1 protein-coding gene is annotated in these 3,597 nt (G+C 65.1%); it reads right to left on the bottom strand.

Features of this window, described 5'->3' with window-relative positions; translation table 11 throughout:
- Positions 1-673 precede the first annotated feature (673 nt).
- Positions 674-2,833, bottom strand: a complete 2,160-nt coding sequence (locus AB0F81_RS50790; RefSeq protein ID WP_360211599.1) for an MFS transporter — start codon at positions 2,831-2,833, stop codon at positions 674-676.
- Between the last annotated feature and the right edge of the window lie 764 nt (positions 2,834-3,597).

Below are 3,597 nucleotides of genomic sequence, written 5' to 3' on the forward strand. Positions count from 1 at the left end.
GTCCTCGGGTGCGGACTGAGTCATACCGGTTTCCTTTCTGACTGCAGGAGATAGCCTTTTCGGCACGTCCATGATTGCGACGGAATGGGGAATGCACCCCGACTCCGGTTCCGATTCCCAGAGCCTTGTGTCGATGTCGCGGGGGATCGTAACTCATCTATGCGAGATCAGGATAGGGCGGGCCCTGGCTCGGCTCAATCCACGCACGGGCTCGGCCGGTAATGTCCGGTTCGGCGATCTTTGTTTCGGCGTGCAGATTCGGCGAGAATGCCCCGTTAGCTGCGGTGATCGGATTTCCTGGAACTCGATCAATACGTCTCGGAAAGGCATGTCCACAGAGGAAGAAAAAAGCACTCTTCGTTTAAGGATCTAGGAGCCGTTTCCGAACTGATCATTGAGGTTCCGGCCGGCTCAGCAGGCCCGGACGCCGGTGAGGACTAGGCTCCGGGCAAGTCGGCGACCGACCAGATCCGATGCACCGGCCAGGATCCTCGCCGGTGTTGTTTTGCTCCTGCACGATCCCGCTGTCCGGCCGGACGTTGCCCCACGGCGACACCTACGCCAGGCTCGCCGCCGGCTTCGAGCTCGGCGGCCGGCCGACGCCGTCACGCTGACAGACGACCGTACGCCGAGCACTGGCGCAGGAATTCACCTTCAGGCGGTGCCGGACACTCTACGTGTCCTGGTTGCGGATGGCCTTCTCCAGCGAGTCGTGCTCGGCTGCCAGCCATTCCTGCCGGCGGCGCAGCCAGTGGCCCACTCCGTCCGACCACATCCGGGCCCAGCCGCCGCCGTTCTGCTCGGCAGCGGCCTGCATCAGATACCAGCTACGCCGGGCCGCCCGGTGAGCAAGGGGAAGGAACTGGTTGCGGCGGTCCTGGTCGAGGCCGTAGGAGTCGAGGAACAGGCGTAACCGGGCCGGCACATCACCATTCGTGAAGGCCGGAGCACGGTCGGCGGGGTGCGTCAGGGGCACCCACCAGGTCGCGGTGTCCAAGACGTCCAGGAGCCGGGTGGTCGGCCGGGATACGTCCCAGTCGATGAGGGCCACGGGACGGCCGTCACGGAAGACCGTGTTCTGAGGGGTCACATCGCAGTGACTGATGAGCTCAGGCTTGTCATACAGCCGTTCGAGCTCGGCGGGAAGCCGCACCTGTAGCTGCTGGCCGAACCACTCGGCGTCCGGCGGCGGCACGAACGACTCGGAGGCGTCGTGCAGCCGGCGCAGCAGCATCGCGATCTCCGCCACCACCTCGTCCGTGACAGCCCAGGGCTCGGGCGGATTTCCCGGCACCGAGCCTTCGATGAAGTCGAAGACGTCGCGCCCCTTGTCGTCGCGGCCGTGCCAGCGTGGAACCCCGGTGAATCCTGCCTCGACAACGTGGGCCATGTAGGCGGCTACCGCTGGAGACTGAGTCAGATGCGGGCGCCGGACCGTGTTCCCGACACGCACCAGACCTTCCGTGATATCGCCACCAGTGAGCGGAACTTCCTCGCCCGCGCCCGTCATGGGGCGCCCTTCGGGCCAGATATCCTCCTGCATCCCGTTTCTTGCACCGCCTTTCAAGGGGTAGAGAAGCCGCCCGCGTTTGCGGCTGGAACGGATCCTGAGGACGCGGCCGCCTTCTTCTTCGATGGGGGCGTGACGGCGAAGTGAGATACCGAGCCAACCGGCCGACGCCACCGTCGCGACGCCGGCCAGCGCTATCGCGGTGCTCGTGGATACCGCCTCGGTCAGGGTCCCGAAGATCACCGGTCCGACACCCTGGAGGGTCATGGCGCCGGTAGCCAGCAGCCCGAATGCGAGCCCGCGTTCGGGCTCGGCCACGGCATTGAGGAACCGGCGTTGCAGTCCCAGGCCATAGGCGAAACCGACGCCGCTGATCATCAGAAGGACCGCCACCAGCGCGAGGGGCAGCCAGTAGGCGAGCAACAGCAGCGGCGCTCCCAGGACCACCATGAGTGGAACGGTGAGCCGTTCCCTGGTGGTGGCCCGGACGAACCTGCCGACCACGAAGTCGCCGACGATCATGCCAACGGGCAGGCAGGCCAGCAGCATGCCCGCGGTGGCGGGCGTGGCGCCGCGCGCGGACGCGTACGGGATCATGAGGCTCTCCGCGCCGGTCACGAAGCTGGGCGGCAGGCACTGGGCGAGCAGCAGAACCCGGACGCGGGTGTTGCTGAGAAGCGCCCGGGTGTTGGCGAGGCTGGCCGTCAGGATGGACTGGCTCTGCGAAGGTGTGCTCGGAGGTTTCACTCCGCGCAGCAGGAACCACACGGTGGCTGCGGCGAACAGATGGAGGCCCGCGCTGATCAGCACGGTGTTGCTGCCACCCAGACCGGCGACCGCCAACCCGCCGAGGGCAAGTCCGACGAGTTGCCCAGCCGAGGCAGCTATGTTGAACAGTGATCGGCCGAGGACGTAGACGTCTCCGGTGAGGACCTCGGTCACCACCCTGCTGGTGGAGCCGGCGAAGATCGGTGCAGAGACGGCCACGGCCGCCACGAGCAGCAGGCTTACCAGGATCGATGGCTTGGCGACGGCAATGATCAGCTCGATCGCACACAGCAGCGCGAAGCCCGCGGAAATGAGCGCCCGCGGCGGAAGGCGGTCGGCCAGGGAACCGAGGAAGACTCCGCCGATTACCTGCGGTAGATAGGCGATGCCGTACGTCACGGCGGCCAGCAGCGGCGAGTTACTTGCTTCGAATACCAGAACCGAGACCGCGACGGTACGGAGCGCGTCAGCCACGACTCCCAGCGACCGGGCGCCGAACACCACAAGGAACCTAGGCTCAGCCAGTGCGTCGCCGAAACGAGCCTGGTCTGTCATATGGCTCCTCCTGCTGCTGATCTTGTGAGTTGCGGCCGGGCCTGTTGATCCACAGCAGCACGCCGTACCCGGGCTGCGGTTCTGGCTTCTGACGGTCAGTTCCGAATCGGAGAGGTACGGCGTGCGCATGTCCAAGCTAGTTGCGCTCTCGCAGGCTGTCGAGAACGCCGACACCTGGACAACCCCGCCGAGAACCTGCTCGGCGGCCGGCCTGGCAGGCGGTGCCGGACGCCGGAGTTTACCCACGTCGTCCGCGCGGACGCAGCCGAACGTGCTCGGCCTGGCCGAACTCGACCCGGACTGTCCACCTCGCCCCACCAGCCCTCAGCCACCCTGGGAACGTTTTCTCCGTACGCCAGGCATAGATCCTTAGACCGAGAGTGCCATTTTTCCTCCTCTGTGGACGTGTTTATCGAGGCATATTGATCGAGTTCCGAGGGAATGCTGTCACCGCAGCTCAGATGGCAATATCGCCGCACCTGAACACCGAAACGGAGATCGCCGAACCGGACATTACCGGCCCAGCCGTTGCGCGTACCGAGCCGTAATGATCTTCCACCCTATCCTGATCACGCATAGATGCGTTACGATCCCACGCGACATCGATACGGGGCTCTAGAAAATGGTAACCGGAGTCGGGTGCATTCCCATTCCGTCGCAATCATGGATACGCCGAAATAGGTGCTCCCTTGGCGCGACCGATACGAAAGGTATCCCCTGCAGTCAGAAAGGAAACCGGTATGACTCAGTCCGCACCCGAAGAT

The sequence above is a fragment of the Actinoplanes sp. NPDC024001 genome (genome assembly GCF_040638955.1).
Classification (GTDB): Bacteria; Actinomycetota; Actinomycetes; order Mycobacteriales; family Micromonosporaceae; genus Actinoplanes.

Bases quoted from the DNA above. Each gene is read 5' to 3' on its own strand.
- AB0F81_RS50790 (WP_360211599.1), bottom strand. From the start codon at position 2,833: ATGACAGACCAGGCTCGTTTCGGCGACGCACTGGCTGAGCCTAGGTTC.